Here is an 18,449-nt window from a genome sequence, read left to right on the forward strand (position 1 = left end):
CCATTCGATGGATCCAGGATTAGGTCCGTTGCAAATAAGCGATATCCCGCTGCAGGCTTTCCGCGAACGCGGTTTCGATCTTCTTGCCGCTTTGCTCCTGAATTTCCTGCAACAGCGGTTTATAGTTCACTTTCGTCTTGTCCTTCGCGCTCTCCTGCTGAATGGTCTTGGCCTTGGCCAACAGGCTCTGCAGAACGTCTTTCGCCCGGATCCAGCCTTGCGCGTAACCGAAATTCAGCATGTCGTCCAGCTCCCCGACATCAAAGGTGACCCGAAGCGTCGCTTCGGCCGTCGATCGGTTGCCCGCCCGATCCGCGGCTTCGGCGGTCAGGCGATGGTCCCCGGCTTCCAGGGACAATGGAGCGACGGCGAATCCGTTCGCGATCGGATGGCCGTCCAAGGCGAAGGCCGCTTCCGCGATCCCGCTCAGCGCATCCCGGACGTCGAAGACCAGCGTTCCCTTTCCCAATCGCGAGACGGCCGCAGGGCCGGCATATCGGATCGTCGGCGGGGTGCCGTCCACCGTCACCTCGGCGGTCGCCCTGAAGCCCCCGCCCGTCGTCGTCGCCGCGATCGCGGCCGTGCCTTCGGCTGCGGCCCGGACGACCCCGTCGCCGGCCACCCGGGCAACCTGCTCGTCACTGCTGGACCAAGTCACGCTGCGATCGGCGGCATTCGCGGGCGTCACGGTCGCCTTGACGACGCCCTGTTCTCCGGGCCGCAGCAGCAGCGTCCCCGGCGAAACGGCGACGCCCGTCGCCGCGACGGGCACGTCGACGAACAGGAACGCGTCGTACAGCGACGTGTTCTTGGCGTCGGCCGTGCCGGGCGTCCACTGAATGAAGTCGTCGCGGCCGTTCTGGAGATCCGCGTCGTTGACGGCGACGTTCAGGCCGATCCGGCCCCCAAGCGCCGGCCGCAGGTCCTTGACGTAAGCCGACGGGATTTTCATCTCGTAGATCGTCCGGTGCGCCGCTTCGTCCCGGATCGCGGCGAACGGCGTCTGCCCGCTCGCTTCGCCGTTCGGGTTGGGGGCCGTCGCTTGGAAGATCTGCACGAGCTGCGCCCCCGCATCCGTGAGCGCGAATCCCCACTCGACGTCGTCCGGCCCGTACGGCGACTCCCTGTTCAGCAGCGGATCGAGACTGATCTGAACGGAATCGTTCTTCCACAGGTTCGCCGCGTTCTCCGACTGCTTGTGGATGTCGTCCGTCACCGATACCGCCAGGTACAATCCGTCCGCGTCCCATTTGGCATAGGCGATCGCCTCCAAATTGTCCGGGTCGTGGTACCCGCTCGCGTGCTGGAACTTGGTGCGCAGATGGAAGGGATACGCGTCGCTCCAATCGGACAGGTCCCCGTCCACCGTCACGCCCCGCGCGCGCTGCGCCAGATTGAAGTCGAGCGGCATCGCGGCATCCCGGAAGATCGTTCGGCCGCCGGTCTCCTCGACGCGAAGATCGACGGGGTATTCGTTGAACGGCGCGAGTGCGTGATCCGTCCATCGAAACGCCAGACGAAGCTTGTCGCCTTTCTTCAACACGCTGAAGACGTTCGTCGTCATCGGCTCCAGCAGGGCCCCGTCCGGTCCGCGGATCGCCACCGTACCCGACTTGTCGGCGGACGAGGTGCCCGTGAGCTCGACCGTGACGACGTTCAGCTCCCCGATCGGCTGCTGAACGGGCAGCACTCTGGCGCTAATGCCGTCCTCTACCGTCAGCTGCGCCTTCACGGTATCGATTAACGCGCCGGCATAGCGGACCTCGAACCCGATCGCGTACTTTCCGTTGGCCGCGTCCGCCGGCACGGACACGGCATAGGGCAAATCCGCCGATCCGCGTGCGGGAACGGTCGCCGTTTCGGCTGCCGGCGGCTGCGTCGTCGCCCAGCCCTCCGGCAGCTTCAGCAAGACGTCGATGGGGCGGGGAACGTCCGTATCGTTGATCAGGGACAGCGTGAAGCTCCGGGTCTGGCCAGCTTCGCCGTTCGCCTGGATCGGCGTGACGACGGCGCGGATGCCCGCGAAGCGAACCGGCTCGGAGCCTACGATCGCCTGCACGGCGCCCGCGAACTCGCGCGCCAGCAGATTGTAAGCGTAGCTCTCCGCGTAGTCGCCCCGCGCGTGGGCCGCCTCTGCCAGCCGGCCGTACCGGTTCATCCGCAGCACCGCGGCGGCGGAGACGGGCAGGATGCCGTCGTCGCCTTTTTTGGCCGCGAAGGCGGCTGCCGCGGCTTGAACGGCCGGCTTGTAATCCAATCCGTTCGGCGAGGCGTCGCCCAGCGCGCTTGCCAGCGCAACGGAGGCGCGTTCGGCTAAATTGTAGACGGCCTCCAGCACCACGTCGGCGGGCGCCCGCTCCACCGTCCCGTCCGCGATCTGTCCGGCGATTCGCGCCATGAGCGCGTAACTGTCCCGGATGCCCCGCTCGAGCCCGGCCGCGCCGGACGGACTGACGGCGGCCGCCCCGAGCGCGGAGGCGATCCGGTTCAGCTCCGCCAGATCGCCGTCGACGGCGGCGCCGCTCTCGGCCGTGCGCAGCCGTTCCAGCTTGGCGGACGCCTCCGCGCGCTTGGCCTCGATCAGTTGCGCCGCGGCTTGGCGGACGAAGCTTGCGGGCACGCCCGTCAAGTAGACGGGCGCGCTCCCGACGGTCAGCGGCGACGCGCCGTTCGCCGATGCGAGCGGCAGCGCGACGCCGTTCACGTCCTTCGCCGTCACGCCCGCCGCGTCGAACGGCAGCGAGACGACGGACGTCGCCGGCTTGACGGCCGGATCGTCCTTGGCGTCGACATGGCGCCATGCGACGACGACGGGCCGTGCGCCGTTCAGGAACACCTCCACCGAGACGTTCGGATCTCCCGCGTCCCAAGTGCCGACGTACCTAGCCCGATCCAGCTCGGTCATCAGCTGGTTGACGGCCGCGTAAGCCAGCTTCGGCCGGCCGTCGTTGTCCGTGATGCCCCAGAAGATGTCGTAATAGCGGTCGTCGGTGCCGTCGTTCTTATAGTTGTAATATTCGTAGGCCTTCACCTGATCCATCGTCATGTAGTTCAGGAATGCGCGGACGATGTAGTCCCGCTGCGTCTCCTCCGAGACGGACGGATAGCCGGCTTTGGCCGTCGGCCAGCCGCCCTCGGTCAAGTAATAATCCTTCCAGCCCCCGTAAGCGTTCACGAGATCCTTGACGCCGCCGATCAGCTTCGACAGCGAGCCGTCCGGCATCGAATTGTAGACGTAAGGATGGAAAGAATAGGCGTCGGCATAATCGTACGAGCCGAGAGCCAACTCCTTCGGCAGCACGCTGAGGACGCTGGAGGTATGATCGCCGGCCAGCAGCATGGCGTCGGGGTCCGCCTTCTTCAAGTTCAGATAGGCGGTCTTCTGGATTTGCACGAACTCTTCCGGGATGTACGGCTTGGAGAAGATCTCCGGCTCGTTCGGCATCTCCCACTGCCGGATCTTCCCCTTGTACCGGTCGACCGTCCGGTAGACGAAATCGCCCATCGCCTGCAGCGAAGCGGCCGTATTGACGGTGCCGTTCTGATAGTACGCGTTTTTGTCGATGCCGAGCACCGTAATCTGGTTGAACCCGTAACCGTACAGCTTGTTCAGCAAAGCGTCCGATTCGGTATAGTCATAGATTTTGGTGCCGGAGGCGTCCTTCGCATTCCTGTCCGCCGTTTCCCAGACGATGCCGGAGCGGTGGTGCCGCGCGCCCAGCTTGCGGGCGCCGTCGATGATGTCGTCCTTCCAATTCAGCGCGTAATGCGTATTCAGGCCGAAGACGCTCTCGTTGTCGAGATCGGGCGGCCCGACGGGCGCGGCGCGGCTCGCGATCGCGAAACGCATGGCCTTCGCCAAGCCGGGCTGATCATCGCCGTCGACCGCGAAGCTCGCCGACACGTCGTACGTCCCGACGGCGCTAAGCCCGGGGGCGAAGCTCAGCGTATCGGAGAGCCGTTCGTCCGCTCCCAGCGCATACGACTTGGTGCCGGAGACGACGAGCGCCTTGTCTCCGTCCGCCCGGCGCACGGCATAGTCGATCCGGAACGCGTGCGCGGCCGCTCCCGCGTCCAGCGACAAGGCGAGGCCGGGCGCCTCCTCCGTCGTATAGATGCCCGTATAGTTGCCGGCCGGCTGCAGATCGACCACGTAAGGCAGCGCGATCGGCGCGATCTCGAAGTCGTCGACCATCAGGTCGATGCCGCCGACGACGTTCCATTGGAAATAGCCCTTCGTCCGCGCGAGCGCGTCGGAATCTTCTCCGCTCGCGACCTCTGCGCCGTCGATGAACAGCCGGTGCTTGATGCCGCTCACGCGCAGCTCGTAATCGTGCCAGTCACCGAGCAGCGACTGCACGTAGTTGGCGATGTAGTAGTTGCCCCCCAGCGTCGTCTTGCGCATGAGGAAATACTTCGAATTGTGCGTCGCCCACTCCAACGCGTTGTTGTTCGCGTCGTCCGTCGCGCGGTACCGCAGCCGCCACGTGTTCTGGACCGCGTCGCTCGTGCGCTCGTACTTCGCCTTGAACTTCACGACGAAGTTGTCCGCGTTCTGGTACATGGGCAGATTCAGCTTGGCGCTGCCCGACCCGTTCAGGCGCAGCACCTGGTTCCCGTCCGGGAGCTTCGCGATCCGGGCGCTGCCCCCCGTCGTCCAGCCGGCGGGCGAGCCGTTCGGCGCATCCGATTCGAAGTCGTTCGCGTACGGCAGAAGCGCGCCGATCGGCACGACGATCTCGCCCGTCGCCGGATACCGCGCCGTCCGACCCGCGTCGTCTTGCGCGGCGATGTGGTAGCGAATGAACCCGGCGCGGTTCGTGCCCGGAATCGTCGCCGAATACGTGGCGCTTCCGACCGATGCGGCCTGCAGCGCCAGGCTCGGCGTCCCGTCGCCATAGGCGTAGTAGACGCTGGCCGACACCGAGGAAGCGCCTTCATCCGCGACCGTAAAAAGGACCGGCAGATCGGCATAATACGGCACCTCCGCCGCGGGCGCGTGCCGGATCGCTATGGCGCCGGCCGGATCGTCTAGCTTTCGCACCTCGACCCGCGCGAATGCGGCCGACACCGCCGGCCCGACGCTCTTCAAGGCAAAGCCCACGCCGCCGGTCGGAAGCGACGCGTCGGTGAAAGCCGCGGCCCGGACGCCGTCGACGTCGAGCGCGAAGGCGCTGCCCTTCGCGACGATCCGGTATTGGTGAACGTCCGTCAGCCGGAAGTCGGCCAGCGTCGTCGAGAGATCGACGGTCGTTCCCACCTGAACGCTGGCCGAGGCGTTCGGATACTTCCACAGCTCGACCCGGTTCTCGTTTTTGAATTCCAAAAAATAATAGCTGGTGCCGGAGCTGTAGCGAAACAACGCCCGGAAGCGGTCGCCCTGCGCGGCAAAGGAAAAGCTGTAGTCCGCGTTGGTATAGGCGAACTTCGACGCCTTCACGACCGCGCGCTGCGGCGAAGCTTCGGCCGTCGCGCCGGCGAGCCGCGCCTCCGCCCCGCTCCCCTGCACCTGCCAGGCCGCGCTGCCGAACGTGTCCCAGTTGCCGAGCCCGCTTTCGAAGCCGTCCGCAAATAGCGGCGCGTCCGGCGCCGCGAGTGTTTCTGAAGCCTCCTCGGCGGACGCCGGGAGGGGAAAGCCCTGGAACAGAAGAGCCGATACGAGAAGCAGATAAAGAAGCATGCTGAAACGCTTGTTCATGATGAGACCGCCTCCGCAAACGGCAAAGCAGTCCCCGCCGGTCCGGGACTGCCGGAACGGGCGGGAGACTGTCTTGCCTCGTCGTATTTTACTTGCCGGCTTTCTTTTTGAACGATTCCTCAAGCTCTTTCAGAATCTGGTCGCCGCCCTGGGACTTCCATTTGGTCACGAAGTCGTCGAACTTCTTGATGTCGGCGCCCATGATGATCTGCGTGAAGACCGAGTCCCGCATCGTGTTCAGCTCGACGAGCTTGGCGATCTTCGTCGGCGAATCCAGGTAATTGGAGGCGTCCGTGATCTGGTACTTGTTGTTGATCGCGACGTCGAGCGATTGGGAGAACCGCAGCGGGAGCGATTCGAGATAACGCGGCCAGCCCTTCAGGCCCGGCGCGAACAGATAGCTTTGCGTCCCGCGGAAATTGCCGTTCTTGTCCTGCTGCGTCTGCGGATCGACCAGATCGGTAACCGTCTTCAGCTTGCCGTCCACGATGTTGTAGTCTTCGCCTTCGATGCCCCAGACGGTCAGCATCTGATTCTCGGGAGAGAGCGAATCCTCGATGATCGACAGCACCTTTTTCGGATCCTTGGTCTTCGTGCTGATCGCGTTCATTTGGGAGAACGGAGCGCCCATCGGGGCGACCGCGGTGCCGTCCTTGCCGACCAGCGAACCGAGCAGCGTCAAGTACTTGAACGGCTCGTCGGCCTGGTTCGGCAGCTTGCCGTCCGCCGCCAGCTTGCCGCTCTTGATCAGCTCGTTCGTCTCCACCTGGGTGTCGTAGTCGTTGGCGGTCGACCACCAGCCCATCCACGAAAACAGCTTGCCGCTGTAAAGCTTCGCGCGCAGCTGCTCTTCCTTGATCGTCGCGAACTCCTTGTCGATGAGCCCTTCCTTATACATCTTCTGCAGGAACAGCAGCGCATCCCGCATGCGCGGGTCGATGTCGTAGTTGCCGAACTGGCCGTCCTTCTCGGTGAAGAAGCCGGGCGTGACGCCGAATGCGCCGAAGATTTGGTCGAAGGAGTTGTTCGCGTACTTCGTCTGGCCGATCTGCGCCGTATAGCCGCCGAGCGGAATGACGTCCGGCTTCGCCGCCTTGATCTTCTTCAGCACCTCGTAGTATTCGTCGAGCGTTTTCGGCGCCTCGGCGCCGACCGACGCCAGGTAGTCCGTCCGGAGCACGAGATTCCAGCGGTAGCCGGCGCCCGGGCCGCCCTGGTAAGGGATGCCGTAAATCTTGCCGTTCACCTTGGCTTGCTCGAATACTTCCGGCGGCACTTCCTTCATGATGTTCGGCGTATCCTTTTCGTTGATGAGGTCGGTCAGGTCGACGAAGGCGCCTTGGAGCGCGTACTTCTGGAAGTCGTCGGCGAAGTCGATGCGCGCCACGTCCGGGATGTCGTTGCTCGACATCTTCAGGTTGAGCTTCGTCTTGTACTGCTGAACGTCGACCATCTCGGGAACGATCTGGATGCCGAGCTTCTTTTCGATCGCTTGCTTGACGACGTCCTTCGTCGGATCGTAAGGCAAGGAAATGTCCTGCGCCTTCAGCCACTTAAGCGTGTAAGGCTGCGCATCCGAAGCCGAAGGAGCGGCCGATGCGGACGCCGACGCGGAGGGCGAGCTTTCCGGCGACGGCGAGGACGATCCCTCCGCCTGCTGATTGTTGCTTTTGCCGCATCCCGCCAGCGTCAGCGTGCTGACGAGCAGCACCGACAAGGCGCCGTAACCCCAACTTTTGAATCCTTTTGTCATGTCGCGTTATCCCCCTAGAATAATCTGATGCTATCCTTTCACCGAGCCGATCATCATGCCCTGTTCGAAATATTTCTGAACGAACGGGTAGAGAATCAGCATGGGCAAGGCCACGATGACGATGGCAGCCATCTGGATGCCGATCGTGGGCGGAGGCGTTCGCCCCGCCGCTTCGAGCAGCTCCGGCGGCAAGCTGGAGCTGGCGACGATGGTGCGCAAGACGAGCTGAACCGGCGCTTTGTGCCAATCCGTCACGTACAGCAGCGCGTTAAAAAAGTCGTTCCAGTAGGTGACCAGGTAGAGCAGGCCGACCGAGGCGATCGCCGGCATCGAAATCGGGATGACGATCGAGCGGAGAATGCGGAGCTCGGACGCGCCGTCGATGGCGGCCGATTCCCGCAGGCTCTCGGGGATGCCTTCGAAGAACGTCTTCATGATGATCATGTTGAACGCGCTGAAAGCCATGACCAGAATGAGGACGTAATCGGTATTCAGCAGCCCCAGGTTTTTGATCGTGATATAAGTCGGAATCATGCCGCCTTTGAACAGCATGGTGAACACGAAAATCAGGAGCAGGAACCGCCGGCCGGGCAGCCGCTTTTCCGCCAGCGCGTAGGCCGCCATCGCGGTGAGCAGCAGCGCGAGCAGGACGCCTCCCGCCGTGTTGCGGAGCGTGACGCCGTAAGCGCCGTAGATCAGCGAGCCTTTCTTCAGCAGGTAGGCATAGTAATCGAAGCTGAAGGAGGTCGGGAACAGCACCATGCCGTTCTTGGCGCTGAACACGGAATACGGCGTGACCGAGACGCTGATCACGTACCAGAACGGAATGACGATGACGACGGTCAGGAGCGTGAGCAAAACATAGTTGGCGACGCCGAACGCGCTCTCGCCTCTCGTAAGCTTCATGGATCCGATTCCCCCTTGTCAGAAAATGCCCGAATCGTTGATCCGTTTGGCGAGATGGTTGGCGAGCAGCACCATGGCGAAGCCGATGACCCCTTTGATCACGTCGGCGGCCGCCGCCAGGCTGAGGCTGAATTGCTCGATGCCGACCCGATAGATATAGGTGTCGAGGATGTCCCCGACTTCGAAGACCATCGGGTTGTACAGGTTGATGACTTGGTCGAGACCCGCGCTCATGAGGTATCCGACTCTTAGGATGAAGATAACGATGATGGTGCTGGTGATGCCCGGCAGCGTCACGTGGCGGATTCGGCGCAACCGCGAGGCTCCGTCCACGATCGCCGCCTCGTACACCTCCGGGTTCAGCCCGGCGATGGCAGCCATGTAGATGATGGCGGCCCAGCCCATCTCCTTCATCGCGTCGGTCACGACCAGGATCGTGCGGAAGTAGGCGGGTTCGACGAGCAGGTAAGCCGGCTTGCCGCCGAAAAACTCGATGACTTTGTTCACGATGCCGGTCTCCGGGGAGAGCAGCAGGGCGATAATTCCCCCGTACACGACCCAGGACACGAAGCGCGGCAGGTAAACGGCGGTCTGCAGCGTCTTCTTGAACCAGACAACTCGAATCTCGTTCAGTGCAAGCGCTAACAGGATCGGGCAAAGAAAGCCGCTGACGAGCTTGTAGAGGCTGATGATCAGCGTGTTCTTGAAGGCGTTGACGAACATCTCCGATTCGAATAGCGTGCGAAAGTACGTCAAGCCCGCCCAATGGCTGCCGGAAAAGCCTTGAATGACGTTATAGTCCATGAACGCGATGCTGATCCCGTAAAGCGGGAGATAATCGAACAGGATCACCCACGCCAGCGCGGGAAGCAGCATGGCGTACAGCCATTTGAATTTCCACACCCTCCTCAGCCGCCGGCCGAGCGGTTGTTCTCGCGTTTTGGCCTTGCCGACAGTAACGAGTTCCATCCGTCCTCCTCCGATTCTTCTCTCTGGGTTGCTTGTAAGTGCTTACAGGTAACAGATTAACGGATGCCGAAACATCCGAAAACGGGAGGGAAGGACGATATTACCCGGTAAAAGTCGCATCTTGGCTTGGCGTCGAACGAAGAAAAAGCGGTTGGCGCGAGTTAACCGTTGAAACGGGTTACCGTGTTCATATAGACTTGTTCGGTCGTTAGGAAACAGGTTCGCCATTGCCCGCTCGAGGAAAAGGGACCGGCGCGCAGCCGGCCCCCTCCGATCATCCTCGCAGACTTGCCTCAGCCGAGCGGCGAAACCGTGACCCGATCGACGCTCATCGATACCGCCGATCCCGCGCTTTTCAAGGCGAAGCCCACGCCGCCCGCCGCGAGGGAGGCATCCGTGAAGGTCGCGACGGTCGTGCCGTCCAGTGAAAGCTTGAATTGGCTGCCGTTCGATTCCACTTCGTAGTCGTGCCAGTCCGCGAGGGAGAAGCCGGGCAGCGCCGCGCCGAGATCGACGGGCGTTCCAACCTGGACGCTGGCGGAGGCATTCGGGTATTTCCACAACTCCGCGAACTGCCCGTTTTTAAACTCCAGGAAGTAGTAAGCCGTGCTTGAAGTGTACCGGAACATCGTGCGGAACCGGTCCCCCTTGGCGCGGAAAGACAGCTTGTAGTTTTGGGTCTCGTAAGGAAGCTTGGACGGCTTGACGACCGCACGCTGCGGGAACGTCTGCGTCGTAGAGCCGGTCAAGACGGCCGACGCGCCGCTGCCCTGCGTCTGCCAGTCCGCGCTGCCGAACAGATCCCAATTGCCGAGCCCTCCGTCGAACCCGTCCTCGAACAGCGGCGCGGGGACGACCGGTCCCCGGGACACCGTCCAATTCGCGAAGTCGTAGGTAAGCCTATCCCCGTTCAGCGTCGCCGTAAAGACGGCGCCGTTCGGATCCTGCCGCAGCCAAGGCGTGTCGAAAAGCTTGAAGGTGTTGTAATCGATCGGCACGCCGTTGATCTTGTGCGTGCCCGCGTACGCCGCGGCGGCCGAGTCGAACACGATGTCCATCGTGTTGCCGTGCAAGTTGCGGTAGACGAGACGAGGATTGGCTTCGTCGATATGGCTCGCATCGACCGTCGTATTCGACAGCACGGCGCTCTTGAAGGCCGCGAAGTCCGCGTATTCAGAAGAACCGGCCGTTTCGAGCACCCAGCCGTTCGTGTCGGCCTGGCTGCGCAAAATGTCGTAGCTGTAAAGCAGCTGCGCCGTCGGATGCAGCTGCGCCGTCGTCTTGACCTTGTTCGCCGGATCGGTCGACGTCTGATGGTACCACGCGTACGGCTTGATCATTTTAAAGGCGAAGTATATCGTCCCTGCGTTGGCGAACACCCATCCCGCCTGCTCCTCGCGGGCGACGAGGGAGCCGGTGTCGGGAAACAGGGCGTTCAAATAATTGGACGTCGGGCTGTTCTGCAGCTTGTAGACGCCGACCGCCGCCGGGCCGTCTTGCATGATCCGCAGGTTGGCGGGCTGGCTGTAGTTGCCGATCGGGCTGTTGCCCTGGTCGGCCGACAGCCGGAACAGCGGATTCGGCGCGTCGGAATGCCAGCGGAGGACGAGCGGCAAATCTTCGATCCAGTTGTCCACGCGGTTGTACTGCACTTCGGTCGCCAGCCCCCACGTCGGCTTCACGTAGGCTTGGCGGAAAATTTTCATCCCCCGTCCGCTCGAGTTTTGCAGCGTCGTCTTGCGGGACGCGTAGTCTTTGGCGGCGTTCCGGCCGATTTGAATCGCCATCTCGGGCGGCTCGTAGGTCATCCCACGGTAGACGACGAGGCCGAGATATTCGAGAAACGGCCGGTACATCGAAGGCGCGTCGCTATCGGATTCGCCCACCGCCTGCTGCGCGCGGTGCGCGCCGAAGTACGACCAGGCCAATGCCGTATGGTCGGCTCCCCGCCAGGTCGGATCGTTCGCCGAGACCGAGTCCCCTTTCGCCCGGCTGATGGAGGACACGACATAGCCGTCGATCCAGTCATTCGCCCATTCGAACCACATGACGTCCATCGCCATCTTCGCTTTTTGGCGCAAGTCCGCCTCGTCCGAATATTGATACAGCGCGTTCAGGCAGAAGTAGGTCATGAACGTGTATTCCGGGCTTTCGTACTCGGCCCAGCCTTTGCGCACGCCTGCCTCGATCATCGCCACGACGTTCGCCTTGTTCAGACTCTTCAGCGCCGCGCCGGAACGTCCGTTCAGATCGGCCAGATCGGGAAAGTACTGCCCGACCAGGTAGCCGGTCGCATAATTGCTCATCCGGAGATTTTCGGTTTGCGGAAGCTCGGCGTACGCGTACGATGCGAAATACTGCCGCACGTGATCCATCATCGTCGCGTCGAACCGGTCGCCGACCATCAGGTAAGCATACATTTTGGCCATCGTCTTGTACTGCTCCCAGTCGTACGTCTTGAACATATTGTCCAGCTTGGTCAAGTTGTTCGCGACGTTCTGTCCGTCCGCGAGCTGGGCGACGTACTGCGCGATGTTGATCGGCCCGCTCTCCTCCTGCATCGTTTTCGTCTTGTTCCACAGCCATGCCTTGCGCGTTTCGACCGTTCCCGGGAAGGGCGCGTACGCCGCCTCCGCCGGGGGCGCCTCGCCGACCGCGACATGGTCGAATTCGGCGGCCGCGAGCCGCGTATTCGTATGGCTCGTCACCGCGAGTCCGACATAGACCGTTGCGGGCAGGCTGATCGATTCTTTCTTGATCAGCGTCCAGTTTTCTCCGTCGCTCGAATCGTAAGCGCTAATCCCGGCTGCGTCGCGCACCAGCTTCACCCAGTACGGCGCCTGCGCGCTCGTCCCGTTCGTCAGCGTGGAGGCGCCGCCCGCCTGCAGCCGGTCCTGGAACACGACGCCGCGTCCCGGCGTCATCGCCATCATCGCGTAAGGCGCTTGCTTGTCAAGGCTGGCGCGGATCATGACGCCCGCCTTCGTCCACTCGGCCGCATTCTGAACGCTGGCGACGCGCGCCACGATCTGTCCGGCGCCCGTCCAGGGCCGATAGACGAAGCGGAACGCGTCTTCGGTCCCCCAGATGTCGCCGCCGGACGCTTGAACCGTGAACTTGTCCGCGCTTGGATCGTAGGCGGCGCTGCCCGCGATCCCCACGCTGCCGATGTCGCGGTCGCCGAACGGCGCCGGCAGGCCGCCCGCCGACGCATTCGTCGTCGCGGTCAGCGCGTTGCTGGCCGGCGAAGCGTTGCCGGCGGCGTCCTTCGCCTTTACTGTGAAGACGTAGGTCGTATTCGGTGTCAGACCGACCACTTCCGCCGTCGTGGATGCCGCGGGCACCGATCGGGTGAGCGTGCCGTCCCGATAGATATCGTAGACGCTGACGCCGACATTGTCCGTCGAAGCCGTCCAGCTCAGCGAGACGCTCGTGTCCGTCTGGCCCGCGAGCGTCAACCCGGCCGGCGCCGTCGGCGCTTCGTCGTCCTGCACGGTGCCTACCTCGTACACCGCCAGATCGTCGACGACGTACGCTTCGTCCGTGCCGCCCGTGTCGACGCGGACGGAAAAGCCCAGCTCCACCGTCGAAATCGTGCGTTGTCCGCCGTTCGGCGTTACCGTGAACCGGTAACCCGCGATGTCGCGGTCATCCACCGTCCCAAGGTCGCCCGAGGTGCTCTGGTACGCCGCCGTCCCCGTGAAACTCGTTGCGGCGACGGGAAAGCGGGGCACGAGGACGTTGTCGAAATTGCCGAACTGGATCTGCGCGTAAATGTCCTTGGCGACGGGCTTGTCGCTCGCCGCGCTGCGCATGAGCTTGTAGGAAAGCACGAATTCGACCGGCGGACTGCCGACCGGCTGATTGTACACTTCGTTGATGCGGTTCTTCAGCGTACCGCTCGACCAACGCTGGTAAAAATAACTGGACAGATTGGTCCCTTGCGAAGCGTCGCGCAGCTCGAGCGCGTTGTTTCCGTTTACTTGCACGATTTGCTGCGAGCCGCCGGACGCCGCGTTCGACAGCGTGAACGGGCTGACGCCGCCGTTGAAGCCGACATCCGTGTCCGCGGCCAGCAGATTGACCATGCCCTGCGCAGCAGCGGCGGTTTCCGCTTGGGCGTGCGGCACGGCGAGACCGCCGGCCGGGCCGGACAAGCCGCCGAACGCCAGCGTCAGGGCGAGCAGCCCGCCCGCGAGGGTTTTCGTTTTCATTTTGATCGTCCTCCTTCATCCTGTTCAAATGGAAAGAAAGCGCTTGCGAAAATCAAGGCAATACCCGCTTCCCGTGCATCTTCTTCTTGCGGTCCTCACCCCCTTTCCTCTCCGGCGCACAGCCGGTTTCCTTATTTCCCCTGCATCTCTTCGCGTTCGTTCAAGCGATCGAGCCGAACGCGCAGCCAAGTCTTCTTCCGCTCGCCGGGCGCCAGGACGAGGGACCCGCCATACCGCTCGCAGTCTTCCAGATCCGAGAACCGGGCGCTCGAAGGCTCCAGCGCGACCGTGTACAGCTCGTCGTCGCACCGGGACCAATAGCGCAGGCAAGGAAACGTCTCCGCATCCCACGACAGCCGCAGCGAGAGGTTCGTCTCCGGATTGTCGATACCCGCTTCGCCGACCGCAAAGCCCGCTAGCGCGATGTAGATCGCCTCGCCGTCCGGCGATCGGGGCTCGACGCGGGTCAGATCCCGCGTCCGCCCGCTCGGCAGCGTCGCCGCGCGCGGATCCTCCTCGTAACGGGACGGAGGCTCGGACCGGTCCCGCTCGTAGCGCAGCACGTCGAACGCATGGCTCCCCTCGGGGAGGACGACATTTGCGAGCGGACCGACGAGCGGACCGGCGAACGCCGGATGATGGGTCCAGATGAAGCGGACCGGCGTCCGGCCGATGTTGGCGGCCTCCTCTTCGATCTCGAGCGCCGGCGCGTCCGCGCGCAGCCGGAACGTCTTGCCGATCGCGAACGGGGCGTGCGCCAGCGCGACCCTGCACTGCAGGACGACGGCGCCCGGTTCCCGCCGCAGCTCCCAGTCCCACGGCAGGCCCGCTGACTCGCCCTCGCGGTCCGCGCCGACGTCCGTTTCCCCGAACCGGGCGCGGTTCGGCAGCAGCTCCTGCCAGCCGCCAGGGTAAGGCTTGGCGTAATGAACGAGCGGCGACCGCCGCAGATCCCGGCCGCGCAGCGGCGCGAGCCCTTCAGGTGTTTTCAGCAGGACGTCCGCTTCCATCGGCTTGTAGATCAGCTCCCACACGTCCGCGCCTTTGCCGACGAGGATCACGACGCGGAGCCTGGCGTTTTCCAGCCGGACCGCCGCGATCCCTTCGACCGTCGTCTCCTCGGCCTCTACTTGCCGATACGGCCCGCTCATGCAGGTCCCCCGCTTCCCTGCCGGATGACGAGCGCCCCGTAGCCTTCCAACGCGATCCACCCGTCCGTCAGGTTTCGCTGCTCCAGCAGCTCATACCCGCCCGCCGCTTCCGGCATCGACCAGGCGACCGGCTCCGGCCGATGGTTCAAGACGAACCAGTAGTGCGCCCCGCCTTCCTGCCGGACGGTCACCTCCACGCCCGCCGGCGCGCTCGGGCAGGCGGACTTCACGTCGTGCGCGCGGCAGATGCCGAGCAGCAGCTCGCGCAGGAACGCGTCCTCCGGGTGCGTCGCCACATAGTACGCCTCGCCTTGGCCGTACCGGTGCCGCGTGACCGCGGGCGCGCCGGCGTGATAGTCCTCCTCGAAGACGGCCAGCGCCTCCGCGCCGCGGAGGTGGACGACCTCCACCCATTTTTCGGCGCGAAAGGCGCCGTCTGCGCCGATTGCCGGCGAAGCCTCCGCGTCGGCGTTCCCTTCGTCGGACAACCAGCGAATACGGTTGGACATGTCCGGCTCGAAGGCGTCCCACTCCTCGACGCGGATGCCGAACACGTCGTCGATCGGGCGGAGAAAGCCGCCGTGCGCGACCACGTCGCAGCCGTTCACCATTCCGCTCAAATAGCTCATGACCAGCTTGCCGCCCTGTGCCACGTAATCGCGCAGCCGCTCCGGCACGCCTTCCTCGAACATGTACAGCATCGGGGCGACGACGAGGTCGTAGCCGCCGAGGTCGGACAGCGGATGGACGACGTCGACCGGGATATTTCCCTCGTACAGCGGCCGGTAAAACGCCGTCGCCGTCTCGCGGTAAGACACGTCCTGGCTCGCGCGGTTCCAGTCGATCAGCCAGTCGATCGTCTGATCGTACAGCACGGCGGCCTTGGCCGTCTGTCGGCTGCGGGCGAGCTCGCCCAGCCCGGCCAGTTCGCCGCCAAGCTGCCGGACTTCCCGGTAGATCCGGTTGTCCGTCTCCGTCCCGTGGCTGACCATGGCGCTATGGAACTTCTCCACCCCGCCGCGGCTTTGGCGGAACTGGAAGAACAGGATCGCCTCCGCTCCCCGGGCCAGCGCCTGATAGCTCTGCAGCCTCATCATGCCGGGGCGCTTGGCGGGATTGTACGGCTTCCAGTTGACGCCGCTCGTCGCCTGCTCCATGAGGAGGAACGGCTGCCGCTTCAGACCGCGGAAATAATCGTGCCGGAACGCCGCCCAGACGGCGTGATCCCGGTGCGGCGGATAAGAATCCCACGAAATGACGTCCAGATGGGGCGCCCACCGATGATGGATTTGCCCCCGGAAGTCCAGCGCGTAAAAGTTGGTCGTGACCGGGATGTCCGGCGTGATCCGGACGATCTCTTCCTTCTCGGCCAGAAACCCGCGCAGATGGCTGTCCGAGAGAAAGCGCTGGTAGTCCAGGCTGGCGCTCGTATGCGCCATCCCGCCGACCGGCGGAGAAATCTGCGCCCAGTCCGTCCGCTGGAGGCTCCACTGGCTCAGCTGCCAGGCTTCGTTCAGCCGGTCCAGCGAGCCGTACCGATCCCGCAGCCAGGCGCGGAACGCGTCCGCGCAGCGATCGCAATAGCAAGGCATGAGATATTCGTTGTTGATATGCCAGAGGACGAGGTTCGGCCGTTTGCCGTACCGTTCGGCCAAGGCGCGGGCGATTCGCCGGCTCTCCCGCTCGTACAGCGGGTGGTTCGGGCAATAGCCCTGCCGGCTCCAATGCGGCAAGCGCAGGCCGCGTTCGTCCACCCGCAGCAGCGTCGGGTCCTGGGCGTACATCCAGGCGGGCGGCGCGGCCGTCGGCGTGGCGAGGACGACGTCGATGCCTTGGCGATCCAGCGCGTCGAACAGCCGGTCGAGACGGCCGAAGTCGTATCGGTCCGGCTCCGGCTGAATCGCGCCCCAGCCGAATACGTTCAGCGTCACCGTGTTGACGCCCGACGCCGTCATGAGCGCGAGATCGCGCGCCGCGACCTCCTCCGGCCACTGCTCCGGGTTGTAATCTCCGCCGTAACGCACGCGGACGGGCGTTTGATTGTCGTTCATGTGCGGGTCTCCTTCCATGGAAAAGCGGGCATCCGGTGTCGCGATGCTCCGAATGCCCGCCGTAGATGCGCCTGGGCGGCCGTCCTTGCGGACGTCTTACTTGCTCGCCAGGAAGGCGTCGATTTGCTTTTGCAGCTCGTTCTGAATCTTTTTGGCGTTCGCGGACGCTTCCTTTTTGAACTTCGCCCACGTCTCGTCCGAATCGACCACGCCGTCGAAGATCGAGTTGTAGTACTTGTCTTCGGTGGCGTTGTACAGGGAGATCTCGTTCATGACGGGACCCGGATCGAACGAGAAGCCGGTCAGGATGCTCGGCGTCAGGTTGTCGGCGTCCTTGTTGAATTGATAGTGCTTGATCGTTTCCGCGTCGAAGCCGGCGTTCAGCCGGTCCGTCGTCGGGTTCCAGATCCAGGCGTACGGGAAGTAGGAATAGTTCGAGCCGATCTGCTTGTATTGGTCTTCGCCGACTTTTTCGTAGTTTTTGCCTTCGATGCCGTAGGCGAGCAGGTCGTAGTTGTCCTTTTGCGCCGTCCAGTTCAGAAACATCATGGCGCGTTCCTTGTTTTTGCTGACCTTCGGAATCGCCTGGAAGTTCGCCTGCTTGAAGTTCGTAATGTTTTTGCCCTTCTCCATCTGGATGAAGGTGACCGGCTCCAGCTCCGCGCCCGGCACGTTTTGGGCGACGGCGGCGCTCATGCTGGACGGCACGCCGAATTCGTTGTAGACGGCGGCGCCGACTTTGCCGGAATTGATGACCGAGTCGATGTCCTTCAGCGCGAGAATGTCCGGATGGATCAGGCCGTCGAGATACAGCTTGCGGGCGTCCTGGATCCAGGACCAGACGCGCGGCTCCATCTCGTCGAACAGGTTGTACACTTTGCCGTCGTTGTTTTTGTAGTACAGCACAAGGCTCTGGCCGAGCGCGTCGGAGCGCAGAATTTGCGGGTCGTACTCCATGAACGCCCGGAAGGCGCCCCAGGATACGTCCTTCTGGCCGGCTTGGCCGTAGGCGAGCAACGGGACGATGCCTTTCTCGTTTTCCTTGACCTTGTAAGCGAACTTGATCAGGTCGTCGTAGCTTTGAATCGGCGGCAAGCCGTATTTCTCGCGCAGGTCTTTGCGGACCAGGTACGTCCGTCCCGCGAGATGGGTGTTGCCCATCGGCAAGGCGTAGATATGTCCCTGGAACTTGTTGGCGTCGAACATTTGCTGCGAGCGCACCTTCACCGCGTCCTGACCGTACTGGTTCAGCAGATCCTCGAGCGGCTCGTAATAGCCCGCGCTGATCATCTGCTCCATGTGCAGCCACGGCGCGTCGAAGATGAGGTCGACGTTCTCGCCGGACGCGAGCATGACTTGCGTTTTCTGGGCCAAGTCGGACCACGGCACGAAGACGAGATCGAGCTTGACGTTAATCGTGTCCGCCATCCGTTTTTCGGCTTCCTTGATCACGGCGTCCATATCGGCCGGCCGGTCGCCCGGCAAAATGATCTTCAGCGTGACCGGGGGCAGCTTCGCGCCCTCGGCCGCCTTGGACGGCGACGCCGCCCCGGCGGAGCCGCTCGGAGAGCTTCCGGCTTCATTCGATTTGGAGCTGCAGCCGACGATCGACGTCAGCAGCAGCGTCGCGCCCAGCAGGGCCGCCCCTTTTTTTGTCCCTTTCATGGTTGGACCTCCTCGTGTGGTTGTATCTATGCTCGTCCGGAT

The 18,449-nt window shown here is 63.5% G+C and carries 8 protein-coding genes; all 8 read right to left on the reverse strand.

Annotated features, from left to right (window positions below):
- Positions 1-19: 19 nt before the first annotated feature.
- On the reverse strand, positions 20-5,698 hold the full coding sequence (locus LKX83_RS02340) for a sugar-binding protein (protein WP_227880520.1): 5,679 nt from the start codon (positions 5,696-5,698) through the stop codon (positions 20-22).
- A gap of 88 nt (positions 5,699-5,786) precedes the next feature.
- Positions 5,787-7,451: an extracellular solute-binding protein gene (locus LKX83_RS02345; RefSeq protein ID WP_227880522.1), complete on the reverse strand. Its 1,665-nt coding sequence runs from the start codon at positions 7,449-7,451 to the stop codon at positions 5,787-5,789.
- A 30-nt stretch (positions 7,452-7,481) separates the two neighbouring features.
- The gene (locus LKX83_RS02350; protein WP_227880525.1) at positions 7,482-8,357 is read right to left on the reverse strand and encodes a carbohydrate ABC transporter permease; all 876 of its coding nucleotides are present in this window, start codon (positions 8,355-8,357) and stop codon (positions 7,482-7,484) included.
- An 18-nt stretch (positions 8,358-8,375) separates the two neighbouring features.
- The gene (locus LKX83_RS02355; protein WP_227880526.1) at positions 8,376-9,326 is read right to left on the reverse strand and encodes an ABC transporter permease; all 951 of its coding nucleotides are present in this window, start codon (positions 9,324-9,326) and stop codon (positions 8,376-8,378) included.
- 293 nt (positions 9,327-9,619) lie between these two features.
- Positions 9,620-13,540 (reverse strand): fibronectin type III domain-containing protein, encoded by a 3,921-nt coding sequence (locus tag LKX83_RS02360; RefSeq protein ID WP_227880534.1) that lies wholly within the window; start codon positions 13,538-13,540, stop codon positions 9,620-9,622.
- A 131-nt stretch (positions 13,541-13,671) separates the two neighbouring features.
- The gene (locus LKX83_RS02365) at positions 13,672-14,691 is read right to left on the reverse strand and encodes a DUF4432 family protein (protein ID WP_227880535.1); all 1,020 of its coding nucleotides are present in this window, start codon (positions 14,689-14,691) and stop codon (positions 13,672-13,674) included.
- Complete coding sequence (locus LKX83_RS02370; RefSeq protein WP_227880536.1) at positions 14,688-16,742, reverse strand: beta-galactosidase; 2,055 nt, start codon at positions 16,740-16,742, stop codon at positions 14,688-14,690. The genes LKX83_RS02365 and LKX83_RS02370 overlap by 4 nt, the downstream gene beginning before the upstream one ends.
- A 96-nt stretch (positions 16,743-16,838) precedes the next feature.
- Positions 16,839-18,407 (reverse strand): extracellular solute-binding protein, encoded by a 1,569-nt coding sequence (locus LKX83_RS02375; RefSeq protein WP_227880537.1) that lies wholly within the window; start codon positions 18,405-18,407, stop codon positions 16,839-16,841.
- Between the last annotated feature and the right edge of the window lie 42 nt (positions 18,408-18,449).

The sequence above is a fragment of the Cohnella baijiui genome, from assembly GCF_020731285.1.
In the GTDB taxonomy this organism is placed as follows: domain Bacteria; phylum Bacillota; class Bacilli; order Paenibacillales; family Paenibacillaceae; genus Cohnella.

What these genes read in the sequence shown, in the direction of transcription:
- LKX83_RS02355 (WP_227880526.1), bottom strand. Translation starts at nt 9,326, where the DNA reads ATGGAACTCGTTACTGTCGGCAAGGCCAAAACGCGAGAACAACCGCTC.
- LKX83_RS02375 (WP_227880537.1), bottom strand. Translation starts at nt 18,407, where the DNA reads ATGAAAGGGACAAAAAAAGGGGCGGCCCTGCTGGGCGCGACGCTGCTG.
- LKX83_RS02365 (WP_227880535.1), bottom strand. Translation starts at nt 14,691, where the DNA reads ATGAGCGGGCCGTATCGGCAAGTAGAGGCCGAGGAGACGACGGTCGAA.
- LKX83_RS02340 (WP_227880520.1), bottom strand. Translation starts at nt 5,698, where the DNA reads ATGAACAAGCGTTTCAGCATGCTTCTTTATCTGCTTCTCGTATCGGCT.
- LKX83_RS02370 (WP_227880536.1), bottom strand. Translation starts at nt 16,742, where the DNA reads ATGAACGACAATCAAACGCCCGTCCGCGTGCGTTACGGCGGAGATTAC.
- LKX83_RS02350 (WP_227880525.1), bottom strand. Translation starts at nt 8,357, where the DNA reads ATGAAGCTTACGAGAGGCGAGAGCGCGTTCGGCGTCGCCAACTATGTT.
- LKX83_RS02360 (WP_227880534.1), bottom strand. Translation starts at nt 13,540, where the DNA reads ATGAAAACGAAAACCCTCGCGGGCGGGCTGCTCGCCCTGACGCTGGCG.
- LKX83_RS02345 (WP_227880522.1), bottom strand. Translation starts at nt 7,451, where the DNA reads ATGACAAAAGGATTCAAAAGTTGGGGTTACGGCGCCTTGTCGGTGCTG.